The organism is Pseudomonas sp. WS 5010 (assembly GCF_012985565.1).
GTDB lineage: Bacteria > Pseudomonadota > Gammaproteobacteria > Pseudomonadales > Pseudomonadaceae > Aquipseudomonas.
In genome coordinates, this window is the sequence record NZ_JAAQWQ010000018.1 from 1 (window position 1) to 21,397 (window position 21,397).

Here is a 21,397-nt window from a genome sequence, read left to right on the forward strand (position 1 = left end):
TTCTTGACGACCATAGAGCATTGGAACCACCTGATCCCATCCCGAACTCAGCAGTGAAACGATGCATCGCCGATGGTAGTGTGGGGTTTCCCCATGTGAGAGTAGGTCATCGTCAAGATTAAATTCCAAAACCCCTGTTTGCTAACGCAGACAGGGGTTTTGTTTATGTAGAAGTCCATGAATTTCACCGGACCGTTGCTAGCGCAACGCTCTGGTACACAGAATTTCTTGACGACCATAGAGCATTGGAACCACCTGATCCCATCCCGAACTCAGCAGTGAAACGATGCATCGCCGATGGTAGTGTGGGGTTTCCCCATGTGAGAGTAGGTCATCGTCAAGATTGAATTCCGAAACCCCCGTCTGCTAGCGCAGACGGGGGTTTTGTCGTTCTGGGGACCTAAGTGTCCAATCCTGACCGCCTGTCGGCTTCTTACATAAAAAGAAGATGTATCCCACAAATTCCTAAGATTTATCCAGCCTTGGCCGAAAGCCTGATGAGCCATGCGTGCACCGAAATAGAGCGGTCGTAGAGTCCGCCTATACCGTACATGGAACGTTGCATTCGGCACGCTCACCCCCTTTTGGCAAAAAGAAGTCGATGAAATGAATCTCAAGTTCAGTCATAAAATTCTGTTGGCCGCGTCAGGCGTCGTGGTTTTGGCCTTCGCGCTGTTTACGTTGTACAACGACTACCTGCAGCGCAATACCATCAGGCAAAACCTGGAGTCATCTATCCAGCAGTCGGGTGACCTGACTGCCAGCAGTGTGCAGAACTGGCTCAGTGGCCGGGTGCTGGTCCTGGAGAACCTTGCGCAGAACGTTGCTCACCAAGGCAGCAATGCCGACCTCCCCGGCCTGGTTGATCAACCGGCGTTCACCTCGAACTTCCAGTTCACCTACGTCGGTTCCACCAACGGTGTCTTCACCCAGCGTCCTGACGCGAAAATGCCTGATGGCTACGATCCGCGTCAGCGCCCTTGGTACAAGCAAGCGGTCGCTGCCGACAAACCCATGCTGACCCCGCCTTATATGGCCGCCGTCGGTGGTTTGATCGTCACCATCGCGATGCCGGTCAAGAAAAATGGTGAGCTGTTGGGTGTAGTGGGTGGCGACTTGAGCCTGCAAACCTTGGTGAAGATCATCAACTCGGTGGACTTCGGCGGGATTGGCCACGCGTTCCTGGTCAGCGGCGATGGGCAGGTGATTGTCAGTCCTGACCAAGAACAGGTAATGAAAAACCTCAAGGATATCTATCCGGGCAGCACCGTCCGTATTGAGAAGATCAACCAGGATGTGGTCCTCAATGGCCAGGACCGCATCCTGTCCTTCACCCCGATCAGCGGCTTGCCTGGTGCGGACTGGTACATAGGGCTGTCGATCGATAAAGACAAAGCCTACGCCCCCCTAAGTAAGTTCCGCACCTCCGCCTTGATCGCAATGTTCATTGCCGTCACTGCAATTGCCGTATTGCTGAGCCTGTTGATCCAGGTGCTGATGCGCCCGCTGACCACCATGGGTCGCGCCATGCAAGACATTGCCCAGGGCGAGGGCGACCTGACCCGCCGCCTGGTCGTGGAAAGCAAAGATGAATTCGGGGAGCTGGGTAGTGCGTTCAACCAGTTTGTCGAGCGTATCCATGCCTCGATCAGCGAAGTGTCCTCGGCGACCAGGCATGTACACGATCTTTCCCAGCGCGTGATGGCATCGTCCAACGCTTCGATCATCGGTTCTGACGAGCAGAGCGCCCGTACCAACAGCGTTGCCGCGGCCATTAACGAACTGGGTGCCGCCACCCAGGAAATCGCCCGTAACGCCGCTGACGCCTCGCAACACGCCAGTGGCGCCAGCGAGCAAGCCGATGACGGTCGCCAGGTCGTAGAGAAAACCATCCTGGCGATGTCCGAGTTGTCGCAGAAGATCAGCCTGTCCTGTACGCAGATCGAAACCTTGAATGCCAGTACCGACAACATTGGCCATATCCTCGATGTGATCAAAGGCATCTCCCAGCAAACCAACCTGCTGGCCCTCAACGCCGCTATTGAAGCCGCCCGTGCTGGTGAAGCCGGCCGTGGTTTTGCCGTGGTGGCTGACGAAGTGCGCAACCTGGCCCACCGTACCCAGGAGTCGGCAGAGGAGATCCACAAGATGATCACCTCGTTGCAGATCGGCTCACGCGAAGCCGTGACCACGATGAATGCCAGCCAGGTGTCCAGCGAAGAAAGCGTCGAGGTTGCCAACCAGGCCGGTGAACGCTTGATCAGCGTGACCCAGCGTATCGTCGAGATCGACGGTATGAACCAGTCGGTGGCCGCTGCCACCGAGGAGCAGACCGCCGTGGTGGAGACGCTCAATGTTGATATCAACCAGATCAACCTGCTGAACCAACAAGGTGTGGCCAACCTCAACGAGACCTTGAAAGACTGTGACGCGCTGTCACAACAAGCCAATCGCTTGAAGCAACTGGTCGACAGTTTCAAGATCTGATCACCCTGCCAGTCAATGTGGCGCAGTGCAGCAATGTACTGCGCCATTTTTTTCAGCCAAGCAGTCGGCGCACGTTATCCAGTGCACTGTCGGCGAAGGCCTGGATGAATTGTTCAAATCCCTCTTTGTCGCTGGCATCAACGGGTTCGGCGATGATGGTCCAGGTCACCCGCGCCTGATTCTCCCCCAGCGACTCAACGCTCATTGCAGCCCACAGCCGGGCCACGCCCAAGGTGTTATAGATCGTCGTCCAGGTCATGTGCATCGCCTGCGCATCGTGGCTATTGAGCTGTTCCACGACCACATTGCCGTCGTGGAAGCATTTCTTGCGCAGCGATCCCACACCGCTGCCGATCATCGTGATACCTGCCAGGGCAGGGATGAACGCGTCAAAGCCTGCGAAGCGACCCACGACCCCCCACAGGTTGACGGCGCTGCAGGCAATCGCCACAGATGACACCACAGGCCTGCCCACGGGGTTTTGGATCAACGTATCGGGTTGCAGCTGTCTCATAAGTTTTTCCCTGGTGGCGGTGTCACAGAAAGCCGATGGCATTGAGGTACTGGCACCCTCTGCGTAACAGCGCGGGTGCTTTTTCGGGGTATTGCATGCCCATCTGCTCGACGCCATAGCGTGCGTTCTCGTGGCGAATCATCGAGATATCGCCAATGTCTTCTCCCAGCCCATTGAGGTAAAACCCGAGCACGCCAAACAGGGCATTCTCGCGACCTACTTCACCTAGCTGGTGTTGCCAATCCGCCACGCTTACCAATTCGAACGCATGACCTGCCTGGCGGAACGACTCCACGTAGGTTTCCCACCGCAGTGGCTGCGGATTGTGCAGGTTGAACACGCTGCGCTCGGCAACGCAGTTGCCACTGTGGAAGGCAATGAACTGCGCCAGGAAATCCACCGGCATCAGGTCGAAGTTCAAGCCCAGGCGTGGCACCCGGCCCAACTGCAGCGAGCCCTTGAGCATCAGCATCAGGCGGTTTTTGTGCGGTTGGCAGACGCCGTTGCGGCTATTGAAACTGATGTTCCCGGGGCGATAGATGTTGATCCAGGCGCCTTGCCCCGCAGCGCGCCCCAAGAGGCGTTCAGCCACCCATTTGGAAAGGTTGTAGCCGTTCTTGATGTAGAGCGGCGGGGTGCTTGCCGCAGGCGCTTCAAGCACCTGCCCGTCGGCTCCGACGCTGCTTGACGCGGATAATGTGGAGACGAAATTGAGCACCTTCTTACAGTGGGTTTCGCACAGTCGCAGGCACTCAAGCACCGGTTCCACGTTGTCCTTGGCCAGCGATGCGTAGTCCATGACGTGATTGACGTGGGCCGCGCTGTGTATCAGCACCCCGTACTGGCGGGCAAGGTGTTCATAGACATGGGCCTCAAGCCCCAGGCGAGGTCGGCGCAGGTCGGTGGCGTACACACGCACGCGGCTCAGGTCCAGGTGTTCCAGGCGGTATTCACGCAACGCCTCGGCAAACCGTGTAGCGGCTGATTGCCCTGGGTTTTCGCGCACCAGGCAGGCGACTTCTGTCGCTCCGGCCATCAGCAAGGCCTCGACGATGTGCACACCCAAAAAGCTGTTGGCGCCGGTCACGATCGCCTTGTGGCGATTGCCCGCGCGCGCTCCTGGCAACAGGCTTATGTCCAGCGCGCGTAGCGCGTCGCTGATCGCCCGGTCGCTGGGGGCAGCACCTGGCAGGCTGTCGCTCATCAACGCGGCGAGGGTCTGCACCGTTGGCGCTTCGATAAACCGGTTGAGGGGCAGGCTGCGCCCGTACAACTCGCGAATCCGCAGGAGCATGGTTGAAAGCAGAATGGAGTGACCGCCGAGATGGAAAAAGCTGTCGTCAGTCGACATCTCGTCGACCGGCAACCCCAGCAGTTCACTCCACAGGCCCAGCAATTGCCCTTCCAGCGGTGTTTGGGGGTGGCGTTGAGGGTTTTCCGAGACGGCTTGAACCGTCAGCGCCAGTAAGGCCTGGCGGTCAACCTTGCCATTGCTGCCAGAGGGCAGGCTCGTCAGCTCTGTGCACACGGTCGGCTGCATATAGTCCGGCAGCATTTGCCTGGCATGTTGCTTGAGCGCGGCCAGGGCTGCGCCCGAACCATTGGGATCAGGCTGTGCCACAAACGCCAGGACCCGTCGATCACGGTCAATCACCACCGCGACCTGGCGAAACAGCTGGCTGGCGCGCAAGCACTGCTCGATCTCTTGGGGCTCGACCCGAAAACCACGGATCTTCACCTGCTGGTCCTGGCGCCCGACCAGCGCGATACCCTCGGCCGTCCATTTCGCCATGTCGCCCGTGCGGTACGCGTGCAAGGCCTGGCCGTCAGGCAGCCCAAGGCGCACAAAGTGCTCGGCGGTCTGGCGTGCCTGGTTCAGATACCCAAGGCTTACCCCGGGGCCGACGATATACACCTCGCCAACTACCTGGTCTTCGACCGGCTGGCGCTGCTCGTCGAGGATCAGCACCTGGCTGTTGGCGATGGGTATGCCGAGGTTGAGGTTGCTGTCGTCAGCCTGCATCCGACGGCTGCTGACCAGTACTGTGGCTTCCGTCGGGCCATAGAGGTTGTGCAAGGCGCATTGCCCCGCCATCTGCCGGATGACATGGGGCTCACAGATATCACCGCCGGTCAGCAGGTGCTGCAGGCCCAACGGTCGGTCCATTGGCAGCAGGCTCAACAGCGCCGGCGGCAGGAAGGCATGGGTAACGCGCTGTTGCTGGATCAGTTCAACCAACTGGAGTGGGTCACGACGCTGTTCTTCACTGGGAACAATCAGGGTCGCGCCCTGGCTCAGGGCTGGAAAGAGATCGACCAGCGAAGAGTCGAAACTCACGGACGAAAATTGCAGTACACGGCTGTGCTCGCTGAGTTCGACATGCTGGCTGTACCACGCCGAAAAATGCGCCAGGTTTTGCTGGCTGAGCAACACCCCCTTGGGCTGGCCGGTAGTGCCCGAGGTGTAAAGCACCATGCTGGCGCTATCAGCCGTGGGCGAGGTGAGCGCCAAGGGGCAATTGTCGTCCACGTGCTGGCTGTCCATGCGGCTGACGTCCACAGCCATGAAATGCTTGCGCAAGGGATGTTGGCCATCATCGAGCAACACCACGGCCCCGGCGTTTTCCAGCATGGCTCGTTGGCGCGGCAGCGGGTGGCCCGGCTCGAGCGGCAGATACACCGCGCCGCAACCCAGGGTCGCCAGAATGCTGGCGTACAACTCGATCGACTTGCCCAGGCAGATCCCGACCACGGGCGCCGGCCCCGGCCCGAGCAAGGGTTGTAGAACCTGCCGGATGGCCAGGCTGTGTCGCAACAGCTGTCGATAGCTCAGGCTAAGCCCGGCAATCTCCAGGGCCGGCCGGTCGGCGAAGACCCGCAAGCTCTGCTCCAACTGTTTGATCAGCGGCGTCCGGGCTTTTTGCAGGAGCGCCGGGTCAGCGGTCCGGTTGAGGCGATGCAGGTAGGCCAGTCCTTCCAGGCCTTGCAGGCTCTGCTCGGCAAACGTGGCGGCGCTAGCACGTTGTGTGAAGTGCCCGGGGTTGCGCGAAAAGCCGCTGACCTGCAGCGCGACCCACTCGACCAGGCGCGTCACTGCCTGGCGTCGCAGTCGTTGGCCGTTGCCACAGGCTGGCGGTGTCAGGTCCAGCGCGGCCAGCAGCTGGCGTGTGCGGTCATAGCAGCGTATTTGCAGGGCTGGCAGGCCACACTCACTCATCGGGCCGATGCACAGGCGCAGGCTCATCATGGTCACGCCGGCCAGCTCCTGGGCGAGGGGCTGGGTGCCATCTTCAATCAGCAAGTCGATTGCCGGCGCCTGCGCGGCAAGGTCATGCCCATAGGGTTGCAGTGCCTGCCCCAGCTCATGCAAGGCCGCACTGCTACCGACCAGGCTAATCCCAAGGCGTCTCATGACTGGCCCCCGGCTGCCGGCAGGTAGGCACTCAACGCATGGGCGACACACGAGGTTTGCAGCAACCCGCTGCGGCGCAGGAACCCCATGATGTTGCCGATCAGCGGGTGCTGGCGGGTGATGGGAAAGGCCGGGGTCTGTACCTCGACCCGCAGCGCCTGGCGAGTGTGCGCCGGCACATCCAGATGTTCGATCAACAGTCGGTCGAAGTCCCTTTGCAGGTCATTGGTCAAATAGTGTTGCAGGAACACCGGCAGGGTTCGGGCGATGCCGTCGCGATCCTCTTCGCTTGCCGTTTGCCAGTAGAGCCTTACCAGGCAGGTCCAGAAGCTGGCGTGGCGGCCCTCGTCAGCCAGGTGGTCGGCCATCAGGCCCCGGACCGACTGCTTGACGCTGTCATCCTTGGCAAACGCCGCCACGTCATGGGTGACCGTGTTCTCGGCAATCGCCACGCACACCAGCTCCACCGCATCACGCAGATGCGCCGGTGCCTGGGCCTGAGCGATGGGGATGGCACGGCTCAACTCGATGGCGGCCGGTAGCGGCAGCGGTGCAATACCTGTCTTTTCCTGCGTTTGCTGCATGAAGTCCAGGGCAACGAGGGCGTGATAATCCTCATCGACCACCACGGTCATGGCGTCGTAGCGGCACGCGGTAGGGAAGGGGATTGAAAAATGATTCTTGGCGATGCTCCGTGCGGTTCTATCGACGATCTCGGTCTCAAAGATCACCACGTCGTTGAGGAATTTGTAGAGCGTCTGCACCAGTACAAAATCGCGCCACTGCGGGCAGTGCTCGAGAAAACCCGCACTGAGTACCAGCGGTTGGCGACACAGGGGGTAGATCAACTTGTCGTCATCTTCCAGCAGGCGTCGCGGGCGAGTGCGGATAGTCGCCTGATGCTCCCAGTCGGCTGCGAACGAGCGATAGTCGAGGGCGTTCACAGGCTCACCTCCTGGCGGCCTGCGTGCTGGCGCAGGCCGTCCCACAAGGCAATGCGGCTCTCTACGGCGCTGAGGGCGGCGTTCCAGGCCTGTTGTTCGAGCACCGGGTCCGCCAGTGTCAGGCGTCGGAGCAGGCGCTCTGCGGCCGGCTCATGGCCCTCAGCGTCCAGCTCGATGTGGCGCTGGAGGTAGTAGCACAAGCTGGGGGCCTGCCGGTGGGCGACGTCGCTGCCCTGCAGGATGCGCTTGAACATCGCCGGGATGACGCTTTCCCGGCCATGCAGGAAGGTCGCGGCTACACAGTGGGTCGGGGCGTTCAGGGCGACGTCCAGGGTGTGCCGCACAAAGCGCTCTACCGCAGGATCAAGCGTGATCTGCGCCAAGGCACTGTCGAGGCTTGCACCCTCTCGCTGCAACGCGATGAAGCGTTCGATGGTGGTGGTGCAGGCCCCTACCTCGCGCATTGCCTCCAGGTACAGTTCGAAGTGACTGCTATGCCCGTCGCCCAGGCGCAGGTCCGATTCCTCGTCGAGGACAATTTCGTTGATCAGCCGCGCGGCCTGCGGGTCCGCCGGCGGGAGCCAGGGCAGGCGCACGCAGGTCAGGTCCTGTTGCAGGCGTTTGGTCAGGGTCATGAAGTCCCAGACGGCGAAAATATGGTTCTGCATAAAGTGCTGTAACTGCGGGAAAGAGTTGATTTCCAGGAAAATCGGATGTTCATGTAGTTGCAGTTTTTTTTGTCTGAGTAGTTCTTGGAGTTGAAACATGGTTAATGCCTATAAGTCGTTATGCCGACTCAAATAAAAAGGTTGTTTAGAACCAAGTGTGCATTACAGGTAAGTGTTGCGTCGCGCAGTCATGGGAATGACACAGCTGGCTTGGTTATCCGGCAAGCAACAAGTAGTGACAAAGCAACTTAGACTTATTGGATAGTTTGTCGTCCACAGCCGTGCCTAAGCCTGTGCCTACGCTTTCGACTGAAGTGCCAAGACCAATTAAAGGATAATCACTTGGTTAAGTATTCAAATACTTTAAGAGTTGTATAAGGTTTTTTTGCAGGAAGGAATGTTTCGTAGTCGAGCTTACTGTTCGATGTGAGAACTTTCCTCCTTGTTTGCAGGTTTTAAATTATTGGACTTAATGACCAGGCTTAAATCCGCTTTTGCATTTGCAATGCTGGATGTTTCCTGACGGTCAATGTCGAGTCGGTTGCCGGAGCGGCCAAGGGGTGACGGCAGCAGAGGCCGGCTTTGGACGTGTGCGGCGCCTGGCAATCCAGGTCGCGCACGTAGCGGCTAAAGCCGGGAGAAATCAACGCGCCCCTTTGTCGTTCTCCTGCTCGAGGCCGTTCAGGTAGTGAGTGATCACTTCCATCCCGCGCATGAGGTGATTGCGCAGGGTCAGTACACTTTCCTCGACCTTTTTCTGCGCGACCAGGGTGAGCAACTCGCGATGGTCCTCTTGGGAAGTTTCGCCCAGCCCCATGGCTTCGAGGTTGAAACGCAGGAACCGCTCCTCCTCGTTCAGCCCGTGCTCTACCAGGCTCAACAACCGCTGGTTGGGAGCCTTGCCATACAATGCCATGTGAAACAGGCGGTTGAGCCGGCCGATTTCGTTGTAGTCGGTTTCGTGCTCAAGGGTGTCGATCAAGGCACCCGCCTGCTCGATATCACTTGTGCCCAGCAATGGGATCGACAAGCGCAACGCCTCCGACTCCAGGAGAATTCGCAGGGCGTAGGTTTCCGCCGAGTTATCTTCAATCAGCGGGGCGACCACGGCGCCTTTATGGGTGACAACATGCAGCAGCGACTGGGCTTCCAGCTGGCGCAGGGCCTCGCGCACCGGCATACGGCTGACTCCGAACAGGCTGGCCAGCTCTTGCTGGCGCATGGCGGTGCCGCAAGGCAGGCGGCCATCCAGTATGGCGTTGCGCAATGTTTCTTCAATAACGGAGCGGGCGAGGTGAGCGGGAATGGGCCCACTGATCTTGATGCTGCTCAAAGGGTTCGGCTTGTGCGTCACGACTACGCTATCCTCCTTTCTTGTTGGAATGGGTTTTGGCTAATTGGATCCAAAGAACACTAGAGATTGCATGCAGGCTTGTCAAACAGGCAAGGTTTCCCTTTGTAAGCGACTCAACAGCGCGGTTTTTCATCGCACATTATGGCTTGCTGGCGTCTTACAAGGCGCGATTGCTTAAGCTCAGTGATTGCACCGTGCCATTGTCTTTTGCCGACCGACCCTTCACCATCGATTGATTCTCCGTCTCTTTCTACGGACTGAAGCCATTGGCGGTACGTTTTACTCCCTCGCGGATCCTGTGCTGGTTGTTTTCAGCGCTGCTGCTGGCTGGCTTGTTGCCTGGCGGGCTGCATGCCGATTGGGATTTCTCCCAGATCAGCCGGCGTGCCACCACGCTCTATGGGCCACTGGGCGCGGGCCAGCAGCGTATCGATGACTGGCAGCGGCTGCTGGCCACGCAAAAACAAGGCAGCGAGCTGGAGCAGCTCAAGGTGGTCAACCTGTTCTTCAACAAACGGGTGCGCTATGTCGAAGACATCGACCTGTGGAACCAGGTCGATTACTGGGAAACGCCCATCGAAGCCCTGTGGAAGGGCGCCGGCGACTGTGAAGACTATGCCATCGCCAAATATTTCAGCCTCCGGCACCTGGGTGTCTCCAGCGACAAATTGCGCATTACCTACGTCAAGGCATTGCGGCAGAATCGCGCCCATATGGTCTTGACCTATTATTCGACGCCAGAGGCCATGCCGCTGGTGCTCGACAGCCTGATCGACGAAATCCAGCCTGCCAGCCAACGGACCGACTTGCTGCCGGTCTACTCCTTCAACGCCGAAGGTTTGTACCTGCCGGGCGCCAAGGGCAACAAAAAGGTCGGCGACACCAAGCGCCTGTCGCGCTGGCAGGATGTGCTGAAAAAAATGCGTGCGGAAGGCTTCCCAGCCGAGCCGGCCAACTAGGAGTAACTGTTCAGATGTCACTGTTCAAACAGCTGTTGATCGCTATCTGTCTGTTCCTGGTGGTCGCTTTCAGCGGCAGCTTCATGGTCAGCCTGGAAAGCTCGCGTACCCAATACGTGAACCAGTTGCGCTCCCACGCGCAGGATGCGGCGACCGCCCTGGCGCTGTCCCTGACGCCCAATATCGACGACCCGGCGATGGTCGAGCTGCTGGTCAGCTCGATCTTCGACAGCGGTTATTACGCCAGCATCCGCGTGATCGACGTGACCAATGACCAGGTCATCGTCGAGCGCAGCGGCATCCCCGACAATAACGGCGTGCCCAACTGGTTCGTCAAGATGATCGGCCTGGAGCCGGCCGGTGGCGACGCCCTGGTCAGCCGTGGCTGGGAGCAGGCGGCGCGGGTCGAGGTGGTCAGCCATCCGATGTTCGCCCTGGCCAAGCTGTGGCAGAGCGCCCTGGGCAGCCTCGGCTGGCTGCTGTTGTGCGGCGCCGTCAGTGCGGTGCTGGGCGCGTTGTTGCTGCGCCGCCAGCTCAAGCCTTTGGACTACATGGTCAAGCAGTCCCACGCCATTGCCCGCCGCGAGTTCCTGAGCCTGCCGGATCTGCCGCGCACCCCGGAACTGCGCCGCGTGGTGCAGGCGATGAACCAGATGGTGGAAAAGCTCAAGGCGCTATTCCAGGAACAGGCCGAGCGCAGCGAAAAGCTGCGGGTGGAGTCCTATCAGGACAACCTCACAGGCCTGGCCAACCGTCGCTATTTCGAGATGCAACTCAACGCGCGGGTCAGCAACCCCGAAGAGACCAGTTCAGGCTACTTGCTGGTGCTGCGGGTCAAGGACCTGGCCGGCCTCAACCAGCGCCTCGGCGGCCAGCGTACCGACCAACTGCTGCAGGCGGTTGGCGAGCAACTGCTGCGCCAGTGCGAGCCGTACCCGGAAACCCACAACCTGGTCACCCGAATCCGCGGTGGCGAATTCGCCGTGCTGGCGCCGGGGCTGATGCGTGAAGAGGCGTTGCAGCTGGCGCAGAACCTGGAAAGCACCTTGCAAAGCCTGCAAGCCACCGGTGCCAGTGATGTGTCGCCGGTCGCCTGTATTGGCCTGGCGCCTTTCAATCACGGTGATTCGCCGCAAGCCCTGCTGACCCTGGCCGACCAAGCGCTGGCCCAGGCCGAGACCCTGGGGGATGTCAGCTGGGTGTGCCTGGACCACAGCGCGGCCGCCAGCGTCGGCGACGATCACCATGCCTGGCACACACTGCTGGACCAGGCGCTGACCCAACAACGCTTCGAGCTGTACTTCCAGCCGGTAGTGGCCACTCAGGATCCGCAACTGATCCTGCATTACAAAGTCCTCTCGCGGCTGGTCGACGACCAGGGTCATACCATCCCCGCCGGGCGCTTCCTGCCTTGGCTTGAGCGCTTTGGCTGGTCGGCGCGCCTGGACCGGGTGATGCTGGAACTGGTGCTCAAACAGATGGCCAGCCACGAGCAGTCGCTGGCCCTGAACCTGTCTGCGGCCACACTGGCCGACCCGCAAGCGCTGAACCGCGTCTTCGACCTGCTGCGTCAGCATTCCAACCTGGGCCCGCGCCTGACCCTGGAAATCGGTGAAGAGCAACTGCCTGAACAGGCCGTGCTGGAGCAGTTGACCCAGCGTCTGCGGGAGCTGAATTTTTCCCTCAGCCTGCAACGCTTTGGCGGGCGCTTCAGCATGATCGGCAACCTGGCGCGCCTGGGCCTGGCCTACCTGAAGATCGATGGCAGCTACATCCGCGACATCGACCAGGAAAGCGACAAGCGCCTGTTTATCGAAGCCATCCAGCGCGCAGCCCACAGCATCGACTTGCCGCTGATTGCCGAGCGGGTCGAAACCGAAGGTGAGTTGCAGGTGATTCGCGAGATGGGGATTTTTGGCGTGCAGGGCCAGCTGTTTGGCGAGCCGGCGCCCTGGCGCTGAGGCCGTGGCCGGCCTCAGATCAGGCCGGTCTCATCATCATTGATCAGGTGGCTCAGGCCACCCAGTGATTCCCGTGCGTTGCTACGGTCCTTGAGCTTGGCTTGGGCAGCCACCGGCAGGTCCGTGAGGTTGATCACGCCTTTTTGGATCAGCACCTGAATCAAGTCTTCCAGCACCCGGATCATCTCCGAGTCACTGTGCTTGAGTTGCTTGAGGCTCAGCTCCGCTTCTTCATTGGCAAACCAGGCCTGGATCTCATGATGATCCGCGGGCAGGGTGCCGGTCGATTCGGCGAAGGCAACCGCTTCGGCGCGAATCAGCTCACCCTGTGCATCACGTTGCACGTAGAACATTGAACATCCCTCATGAGGAGAACTGACGACAGCCTGTCAGCAGCATAGGCCAACGGAGCGCGATTGGGCGTGAGTATGCCGTGCAATCGTTGCCCCATGCCAGCGAACGGTGGCCGCAAATGAATCGGCCGCCTCAAGAGGCGGCCGGGTCATTGGTTCATTAGGTGTGATCGACCTTGATGGTCGGGTCAGCACCACTGATCAACGAATTGATCGTCTGCCCGGACCAGTTGTTACCTTCCAGCTTGATCGTCACATCCGCGTTGGCCAGGCCGCCGGCAGCGTTGAGCTTGCCTTCGGAACTGATCTGCAGCGTGGTCACGTTATCCACCGTGGTCAACTTCAGGAAGTTGTCGATGGTGCTGTCGGTTTCACCCTTGAGCAGGTCGCGCAGGTCGATACGGTCGCCTTCCGAGGCCTTGAAGTCCTTGATCACGTCGTTGCCGACGTCACCGGATCTCCAGACGAAGGTATCGGCACCGGTACCGCCGATCAGGATGTCATTGCCCTGGCCGCCGATCAGCGTGTCGTTACCCGTGCCGCCCAGCAGGATGTCGTTGCCCTTGCCCCCGTCCAGGTAGTCGTTGCCGCCCTGGCCGAACAGGATGTCATCACCCGAGCCACCCAGCAGGGTGTCATTACCGTCCTTGGCCCCCGAGGTGTTGAACTCGTTGTAGTGCTCGGTGATGTACTTGTGCACATCCTGGCCGGTGACGGCAGCAACCGCCACGCCGTTTTTCCCTGCCACGTAGGACTGGATAGCGTTGTAGCCCTCGCCGGTAATGCCCGGGAAGCTCACCAGGTCGCCAAACAGGATGTCGTTGCCGTCACCCCCATCGACACGGTCGGCACCCGGCAGGGTGGCCTCACTGCTACCGAGGATGGCGTTGGCCAGATCCTTGGGATCGATGTTGGCTTGTGGCTTGTTATCGCTGTCGTACGGTTTCAACTGATCCAGGCTGACGCCACTGTTGAGGCCGATGGCTTCGACACCGCCGGTGGACAGGCCCTTGAGCAGTGCAAATGCGCTATTGGAGTTGGTGGTGGTGGCGGTGTCGGTATAGTTGCCATAACCGTCGCGCACCGACAGCTCAAAAGTGCCATCCCCTTGGGCGTGGATGACTCCCGGGTTGTACTGCGACCAGCCCCCGTTGTTGATCCAGAGCGTCATTTTCCCGACAGCATCAATATCAATCAGGTGAGTCGAGTCGATAGTGATCCTGGTGGCGGTGCCTAAGGTGTAGTTGTTCATGTTGACGACATCATCCAGCTTGACGTTGCCGTACAAGGTCGGGTTGCCCTGCTCGCTGCGTTGGTAAAACGTCGGCTGGCCATCGGTGATGAAGTACGTTGTGTTGATTGCGCCAGTGTTACTGGTCGCCTTGGCACTGTTGAAGAAGTTGGATGCGGCCTTGAACACGTCTTCGTAGTTGGTCCCGCCTTCAGACACCATCGAGTCCAGGACTTTCTGCAGGGCAGCCAGGGCGCCTGGGTCTTTCAGGTTGACCGTAACGGTCTGGTTGACTTGGGAATCGAAGTCCGCCAGGAAGATGTTCACGGTGCCAGAGGTGCTGGAGCCGATACTGTTTTTCAGTGAGTTGAACACGGTGGTCAGCGAGGCTTTCGCCGCCGCCACCGAGTCGTCGCCCATACTGCCCGACGTATCGATCATGAACGCGATGTTGTAGTTCTTGCCCTGGACCACGTTCAGGCCCGAAACGTCCGCCACAATGATGTCGTTGCCACTGGTACCGCTGACGTTGTCATCGCCCGAAGTCGCCGTGCTCCCGCTGTAGGTTGCCGGGTACACCTTGACCGGCAGATTAGCCACGGTTTGGGCAGAGCCGCCGAGGCTTTCGGTGGAGGTCGAGGTCACGGTCAGGTTGTACTGGCCGCTGGTGTAAGGCAGTGGCTTGAGGCTCAGGTTGTTGAGGTTCCAACCGGTGACGTCCACCTCGGTATGGCCCTGGGTCGCGGTGAAGGTATGCCCGGCACCATCGCTGAGCACTGCGCCCACCGGAATGCTGCCAATCTTCACGCTCAGGGTTTCAGAACCGTCGGTATCGGTCAGGCCGGTGGTGACCTTGGTCAGTTTGACCGTGCCGTTTTCCAGCCCTTCGTTGAGCTTGTACGCGTCGTAGTAGCCCTGGCCGTTGGTGCCGTGCAGGTCAGATACCTGCGCGCCGGCGCTGATCAGGTCGTTGATGCCGGTGTAGATCGGCATCGTGGTGTTGCTCAGGTTGGTTGCGGTGCCACCGTTGACCGACAGCTTGAGATCAAAGCTGCCCGGACCTGATTGGTTGGCATGGTAGATATCAATGCTGTAGTAGCCGTTGCTGGTCGGGGTGAACGTACCGTTGAACTGGCCGGAGTTGGAGCCCCAGGTACCGCTGGCCACATCTTTGCCGCCGATATTGACCAGGATGCTGTCATCGCCGTAGCCGCTGAAGGTGTACGACTTGCCGGCTTCCAGGTAGATCAGGCCGGAGGTCTTCGAGCCGGCACCGCCAGGCACATCGGCAGTAGGTAGGACGGTGGTCGAAACCGTCGTGCTGGTTGGCGTGCCGGCGTTATCGATGGCGTTTTTCAACACGGTCGGCGAGGCGCCGTTGCCGTTGGTGCCCAGGTTCGCAATGCTGTTCCAGCTCTGCTTGGTCAGGCCGACCGACGCAATGTTGTTATCGGCAACGCTCAAGGTCGGCGCATCTGCAACCGGGGTGATGTCGACTTTCACGGTGGTGCTGGTGCCCAGGTCCTTGCCATCGGTTGGCTGGAACTTGAACTGTGCGTAGTCCGCCTGCTTGTTGCCCACACCCGTGCCGCCGTAGCCGTCGGCTCCGGATTCGTTGGCGTTTGGCGTGAAGCGCAACTGGCCGCCGTCGATCTGCGCCTTTGTGAAGGTCTGGCCGGCGGTCACGTTGGTCCAGGTCGTGCCGTCCGCTGCCAGGTACTGCAGCTTGCCGGCCACCGGCAGCTCGGTGATTTTCACCCCGAGGCTGGCCTGCGGGGAATCCACATCGGTGACCCCAAAGTTGGCCCAGGTCAGCTTCAGCGGCGTGTCTTCGGTACCGGTGACGGCACTGCCAGTGGCAACCGGTGCGTCGTTGACCGCCACTACGTTGACCGTGGTAGTCGCCACGTTCGAGTAGTTGCCGCCATCGGTCACGGTCACGGTGATGGTCCGTGGCGTGGTGCTTGGGTCTTCGCTGCTGTTGCTGAACGTGATGTTCTTGATCTGCAACATGTAGTCAGCCAGCGACGCCGTACCGGTGAGGGTCAGGGTGATCTTGCCGGTGACCGGGTCCGTGACCGGGGTCACGGTAATGCCCGGGACGCTGGTGTAGCTCAACGAATCGTTCGGCTGAGTATTGGTCAGCACCACCGTGGCGCCCGTCAGCTGGGTGCTGTCCGGGTCGGTGATGCGGATGTCGGTGTCAGCAATCGACACGCCAGTGCCGCCTTCGGTGAACGTGGTCTTGAAGTCGTTACCGGTGGCGCCGCTGGAGTTGTTGGCGTCCAGGTCGATGGCCGGTGGTGCGTCGTTGTCGATGATCGACGTTTCGATTTTACCGTTGGTGGTGCTGATAGCCAGGTTCTCGAAATTGCCGCCGGAGGTCCCGGAGATACTGATCTCGAACTTCTCCGTAGGCTCGGTCAGCTTGTCGTCGATGGTCTTGATATCGAACGTCGCGCTGCTTTGGCCGGCCGGAATCTTCACTGTGTACACGCCGTTGAAGTCCGAACCGTCCTGGGCCACGCCTTTATACGAGAGCGTCACCGTGACTTCGGTGGCTGCCGGCTGGGTCAGGTTCAGCGTGTAGTGAGCGGTCTGGCCTTCGGTAACCGAGGTATCGCCCGCGATGGTGATCACGGTGTCGTTCGTCACGTCCGTTACCTTGGTAACCACTGGCGTGCCGACCGGGATCAGGTTTTCATACTTGTCGCCACCGCTGACCACACTAGTGATCTTGGCGGAAATGTCCTTGGCGCCGATGTAGAAATCATTCGGCGCGGTGAAGTTGGCAGTGCTGCTGGTCTTGCCATTACCGATGGTAATGATCAAGTTGTTGTCCAGCTTGATCACCAGGTCGGAACCCACGTTGGTCACGGCCACGCCGTTCTTGTCTACCAAACTTGCGGTGTAGACGATCTGGCCGCCCTCGGCGACGCTGGTGGTGGCTGTCAGCACAACCTTCACATCGTCGATCGTGTCGTTGATCTGCGTCGTTGCGCCATCGCCTGCAACCACGAGCTTCTCGAAGTTGCCACCGTCGGTACCGGTGATCTTGACGGTCTGGGTGCTCTTGTCGATGAACACGTCATCGCCTGGGGCATCCACTGTCACGGTGCCGACGGTTTCACCGGCCTTGATGGTGATGGTTTGTTTGTTGTCGAGGGTCAGGGTGACGTCGGTGTCAGCCTTGTTGCTCAAGGTGGCGGTGTAGGTGATCTTGCCGCCTTCGTTGACGGCGCTTGGCGCGGTCAGGGTGACGGTGGTGGTGTTATCGGTGCCTGGGGTATCAGTGACAGTCGTGGTGACCTTGTCGGTATTTGGAACCAGGTTTTCGAAGTGCGCGCCACCGGTGACTTCCTTGATGCCGGTAGTAACGGTTTGGTCGCCTTTGTAGACGTCGTCCGGCGCTACAACCGAAACGGTACCGCTCGACTTGTCCACACCGATGGTGATGACCTGGTTGTTATCCAGGGTGATGGTCAGCGGACCAGTGGTGTTAGTGACGGGGGCGCCGTTTTTATCCACAAGGGTGGCGGTGTAGACGATCTGGCCGCCTTCACCCACGGTTTTGGTCGCGGTCAGCACCACATCGACCTTGTCGATGGTGTCGTTGATGGTGGTAGTCGCGCCATCGCCTGCAACCACGAGCTTCTCGAAGTTGCCACCGTCAGTCCCGGTGATCTTGACGGTCTGGGTGCTCTTGTCGATGAACACGTCATCGCCAGGGGCATCCACCGTCACGGTGCCGACGGTTTCGCCGGCCTTGATGGTGATGGTTTGTTTGTTATCGAGGGTCAAGGTGACGTCAGTGTCAGCCTTGTTGCTCAAGGTGGCGGTGTAGGTGATCTTACCGCCTTCGTTGACGGCGCTTGGCGCGGTCAGGGTGACGGTCGTGGTGTTATCAGTGCCCGGTGTGTCGGTCACGACGGTGGTGACTTTATCGGTACCTGGAACCAGGTTCTCGAAGTGCTCGCCACCGGCGACTTCTTTAATGCCGGTAGTAACGGTTTGATCACCTTTGTACACGTCATCTGGAGCCACAACCGAGACAGTCCCGCTCGACTGGTTCACACCGATGGTGATGACCTGGTTGTTATCCAGGGTGATAGTCAGCGGACCAGTGGTGTTAGTGACGGGTGCGCCGTTTTTATCCACAAGGGTGGCGGTGTAGACGATCTGGCCGCCTTCACCGACAGTTTTGGTCGCGGTCAGCACCACATCGACCTTGTCGATGGTGTCGTTGATGGTGGTAGTCGCGCCATCGCCTGCAACCACGAGTTTCTCGAAGTTGCCACCGTCAGTGCCGGTGATCTGGACGGTCTGGGTGCTCTTGTCGATGAACACGTCATCGCCAGGGGCATCCACCGTCACGGTGCCGACAGTTTCGCCGGCCTTGATGGTGATGGTTTGTTTGTTGTCGAGGGTCAAGGTGACGTCGGTGTCAGCCTTGTTGCTCAAGGTGGCGGTGTAGGTGATTTTTCCACCTTCACTCACTTCCGACGGCGCCGTCAGGGTCACGGTCGTGGTGTTATCGGTACCTGGGGTATCAGTAACAGTCGTGGTGACCTTGTCAGTCCCAGGAACCAGATTTTCAAAGTGATCGCCACCGGCGACTTCTTTAATGCCGGTAGTGACAGTCTGGTCGCCTTTGTAGACGTCGTCCGGCGCTACAACCGAAACGGTACCGCTCGACTTGTCCACACCGATGGTGATGACCTGGTTGTTATCCAAGGTGATGGTCAGTGGACCTGTGGTGTTAGTGACGGGTGCGCCGTTTTTATCCACAAGGGTAGCGGTGTAGACGATCTGGCCGCCTTCACCGACAGTTTTGGTTGCAGTCAGCACCACATCGACCTTGTCGATGGTGTCGTTGATGGTGGTAGTCGCGCCATCGCCTGCAACCACGAGCTTCTCGAAGTTGCCACCGTCAGTGCCGGTGATCTGGACGGTCTGGGTGCTCTTGTCGATGAACACGTCATCGCCTGGGGCATCCACTGTCACAGTACCGACGGTTTCGCCGGCCTTGATGGTGATGGTTTGTTTGTTATCGAGTGTCAGGGTGACGTCGGTATCCGCTTTATTAGAAAGCGTAGCGGTGTAGGTGATTTTTCCACCCTCACTCACTTCCGACGGAGCTGTCAGGGTCACAGTTGTAGTGTTATCGGTGCCCGGTGTGTCGGTCACGACGGTGGTGACTTTATCGGTACCTGGAACCAGATTTTCAAAGTGCTCGCCACCGGCGACTTCTTTAATGCCGGTAGTAACGGTTTGATCGCCTTTGTACACGTCATCTGGAGCTACAACCGAAACAGTACCGCTCGACTGGTTCACGCCAATGGTGATGACCTGGTTGTTATCCAGAGTCACAGTCACAGGGCTGGTGATGTTGGTTACCGGCGCGCCGTTCTTATCTACCAAGGTCGCGGTGTAGACGATCTCGCCGCCTTCACCCACGGTTTTGGTCGCGGTCAGCACCACATCGACCTTGTCGATGGTGTCGTTGATGGTGGTAGTCGCGCCATCGCCCGCAACCACGAGCTTCTCGAAGTTGCCACCGTCAGTGCCGGTGATCTGGACGGTCTGGGTGCTCTTATCGATGAACACGTCATCGCCTGGGGCATCCACTGTCACGGTGCCGACGGTTTCACCGGCCTTGATGGTGATGGTTTGTTTGTTGTCGAGGGTCAGGGTGACGTCGGTATCCGCTTTATTAGAAAGCGTAGCGGTGTAGGTGATTTTTCCACCCTCACTCACTTCCGACGGAGCTGTCAGGGTCACAGTTGTAGTGTTATCGGTGCCCGGTGTGTCGGTCACGACGGTGGTGACTTTATCGGTACCTGGAACCAGATTTTCAAAGTGCTCGCCACCGGCGACTTCTTTAATGCCGGTAGTAACGGTTTGATCACCTTTGTACACGTCATCTGGAGCCACAACCGAAACGGTACCGCTCGACTGGTTCACACCAATGGTGATGACCTGGTTGTTATCCAGAGTCACAGTCACAGGGCTGGTGATGTTAGTCACCGGCGCGCCGTTCTTATCCACCAAGGTAGCGGTGTAAACAATCTCGCCGCCTTCACCGACAGTTTTGGTCGCGGTCAGCACCACATCGACCTTGTCGATGGTGTCGTTGATGGTAGTAGTCGCGCCATCGCCAGCAACCACCAGCTTCTCGAAGTTGCCACCGTCAGTGCCGGTGATCTGGACGGTCTGGGTGCTCTTGTCGATGAACACGTCATCGCCTGGAGCGTCCACTGTCACGGTGCCGACAGTTTCGCCGGCCTTGATGGTGATGGTTTGTTTGTTATCGAGGGTCAAGGTGACGTCAGTGTCAGCCTTGTTGCTCAAGGTAGCGGTGTAGGTGATCTTGCCACCCTCACTCACTTCCGACGGAGCCGTCAGGGTCACAGTCGTGGTGTTATCGGTACCTGGGGTATCAGTAACAGTCGTGGTGACCTTGTCAGTCCCCGGAACCAGATTTTCAAAGTGCTCGCCACCGGCGACTTCTTTAATGCCGGTAGTAACGGTCTGGTCGCCTTTGTACACGTCATCTGGAGCCACAACCGAGACAGTCCCGCTCGACTGGTTCACGCCAATGGTGATGACCTGGTTGTTATCCAAGGTGATGGTCAGCGGACCAGTGGTGTTAGTGACGGGTGCGCCGTTTTTATCCACAAGGGTGGCGGTGTAGACGATCTGGCCGCCTTCACCCACGGTTTTGGTTGCGGTCAGAACCACATCGACCTTGTCGATGGTGTCGTTGATGGTGGTAGTCGCGCCATCGCCTGCAACCACGAGCTTCTCGAAGTTGCCACCGTCAGTCCCGGTGATCTGGACGGTTTGGGTGCTCTTGTCGATGAACACGTCATCGCCTGGGGCATCCACTGTCACGGTGCCGACAGTTTCGCCGGCCTTGATGGTGATGGTTTGTTTGTTGTCGAGGGTCAAGGTGACGTCGGTGTCAGCCTTGTTGCTCAAGGTGGCGGTGTAGGTGATTTTTCCACCTTCACTCACTTCCGACGGCGCCGTCAGGGTCACGGTCGTGGTGTTATCGGTACCTGGGGTATCAGTAACAGTCGTGGTGACCTTGTCAGTCCCAGGAACCAGATTTTCAAAGTGATCGCCACCGGCGACTTCTTTAATGCCGGTAGTGACAGTCTGGTCGCCTTTGTAGACGTCGTCCGGCGCTACAACCGAAACGGTACCGCTCGACTTGTCCACACCGATGGTGATGACCTGGTTGTTATCCAAGGTGATGGTCAGTGGACCTGTGGTGTTAGTGACGGGTGCGCCGTTTTTATCCACAAGGGTAGCGGTGTAGACGATCTGGCCGCCTTCACCGACAGTTTTGGTCGCGGTCAGAACCACATCGACCTTGTCGATGGTGTCGTTGATGGTGGTAGTCGCGCCATCGCCTGCAACCACGAGTTTCTCGAAGTTGCCGCCGTCAGTGCCGGTGATCTGGACGGTCTGGGTGCTCTTGTCGATGAACACGTCATCGCCTGGCGCCT

The 21,397-nt window shown here is 59.2% G+C and carries 10 protein-coding genes and 2 rRNA genes; 5 read left to right on the forward strand and 7 right to left on the reverse strand.

The window, feature by feature from the left end:
- Window positions 1-2: 2 nt before the first annotated feature.
- From rrf (HBO11_RS28110) to HBO11_RS28120, 3 genes are all read left to right on the forward strand, one after another.
- Window positions 3-118 (forward strand): 5S ribosomal RNA (gene rrf / locus HBO11_RS28110).
- A 109-nt stretch (window positions 119-227) separates the two neighbouring features.
- Window positions 228-343 (forward strand): 5S ribosomal RNA (rrf, locus tag HBO11_RS28115).
- 263 nt (window positions 344-606) lie between these two features.
- Window positions 607-2,487: a methyl-accepting chemotaxis protein gene (locus HBO11_RS28120; protein WP_169957157.1), complete on the forward strand. Its 1,881-nt coding sequence runs from the start codon at window positions 607-609 to the stop codon at window positions 2,485-2,487.
- A 52-nt stretch (window positions 2,488-2,539) separates the two neighbouring features.
- Here the strand turns inward: HBO11_RS28120 and HBO11_RS28125 are convergent, their stop codons facing one another.
- The 5 genes from HBO11_RS28125 to HBO11_RS28145 all read right to left on the reverse strand — a co-directional run bounded on the left by HBO11_RS28125 (window position 2,540) and on the right by HBO11_RS28145 (window position 9,379).
- The gene (locus HBO11_RS28125) at window positions 2,540-3,001 is read right to left on the reverse strand and encodes an SRPBCC family protein (RefSeq protein ID WP_169957158.1); all 462 of its coding nucleotides are present in this window, start codon (window positions 2,999-3,001) and stop codon (window positions 2,540-2,542) included.
- A gap of 22 nt (window positions 3,002-3,023) precedes the next feature.
- Window positions 3,024-6,413 carry an amino acid adenylation domain-containing protein gene (locus HBO11_RS28130; RefSeq protein ID WP_169957160.1) on the reverse strand — a complete coding sequence of 1,130 codons (3,390 nt, stop codon included), beginning with the start codon at window positions 6,411-6,413 and terminating at the stop codon, window positions 3,024-3,026.
- On the reverse strand, window positions 6,410-7,357 hold the full coding sequence (locus HBO11_RS28135; protein WP_169957162.1) for a diiron oxygenase: 948 nt from the start codon (window positions 7,355-7,357) through the stop codon (window positions 6,410-6,412). Before HBO11_RS28135 ends, HBO11_RS28130 begins: the two co-directional genes overlap by 4 nt.
- A complete protein-coding gene (locus HBO11_RS28140) occupies window positions 7,354-8,124 on the reverse strand; it encodes a DUF3050 domain-containing protein (RefSeq protein WP_169957163.1) in 771 nt (256 codons plus the stop codon). Before HBO11_RS28140 ends, HBO11_RS28135 begins: the two co-directional genes overlap by 4 nt.
- A gap of 544 nt (window positions 8,125-8,668) precedes the next feature.
- On the reverse strand, window positions 8,669-9,379 hold the full coding sequence (locus HBO11_RS28145) for a GntR family transcriptional regulator (protein WP_169957165.1): 711 nt from the start codon (window positions 9,377-9,379) through the stop codon (window positions 8,669-8,671).
- Between the two features lie 266 nt (window positions 9,380-9,645).
- Here HBO11_RS28145 and lapG point away from each other — a divergent pair, with 266 nt between their 5' ends.
- The gene (lapG, locus tag HBO11_RS28150) at window positions 9,646-10,338 is read left to right on the forward strand and encodes a cysteine protease LapG (protein WP_169957166.1); all 693 of its coding nucleotides are present in this window, start codon (window positions 9,646-9,648) and stop codon (window positions 10,336-10,338) included.
- Between the two features lie 14 nt (window positions 10,339-10,352).
- On the forward strand, window positions 10,353-12,299 hold the full coding sequence (gene lapD / locus HBO11_RS28155; RefSeq protein WP_169957168.1) for a cyclic di-GMP receptor LapD: 1,947 nt from the start codon (window positions 10,353-10,355) through the stop codon (window positions 12,297-12,299).
- A gap of 14 nt (window positions 12,300-12,313) precedes the next feature.
- Here the strand turns inward: lapD and HBO11_RS28160 are convergent, their stop codons facing one another.
- Window positions 12,314-12,652, reverse strand: coding sequence for a hypothetical protein (locus tag HBO11_RS28160; RefSeq protein WP_029300706.1), 339 nt, complete (start codon window positions 12,650-12,652; stop codon window positions 12,314-12,316).
- Between the two features lie 160 nt (window positions 12,653-12,812).
- Window positions 12,813-21,397: immunoglobulin-like domain-containing protein (locus tag HBO11_RS28165; RefSeq protein ID WP_346266884.1), on the reverse strand; the 8,585-nt coding region annotated here is incomplete at its 5' end.

Bases quoted from the DNA above. Each gene is read 5' to 3' on its own strand.
- lapD (WP_169957168.1), top strand. From the start codon at position 10,353: ATGTCACTGTTCAAACAGCTGTTGATCGCTATCTGTCTGTTCCTGGTG.
- HBO11_RS28125 (WP_169957158.1), bottom strand. From the start codon at position 3,001: ATGAGACAGCTGCAACCCGATACGTTGATCCAAAACCCCGTGGGCAGG.
- HBO11_RS28130 (WP_169957160.1), bottom strand. From the start codon at position 6,413: ATGAGACGCCTTGGGATTAGCCTGGTCGGTAGCAGTGCGGCCTTGCAT.
- HBO11_RS28120 (WP_169957157.1), top strand. From the start codon at position 607: ATGAATCTCAAGTTCAGTCATAAAATTCTGTTGGCCGCGTCAGGCGTC.
- HBO11_RS28140 (WP_169957163.1), bottom strand. From the start codon at position 8,124: ATGTTTCAACTCCAAGAACTACTCAGACAAAAAAAACTGCAACTACAT.
- HBO11_RS28160 (WP_029300706.1), bottom strand. From the start codon at position 12,652: ATGTTCTACGTGCAACGTGATGCACAGGGTGAGCTGATTCGCGCCGAA.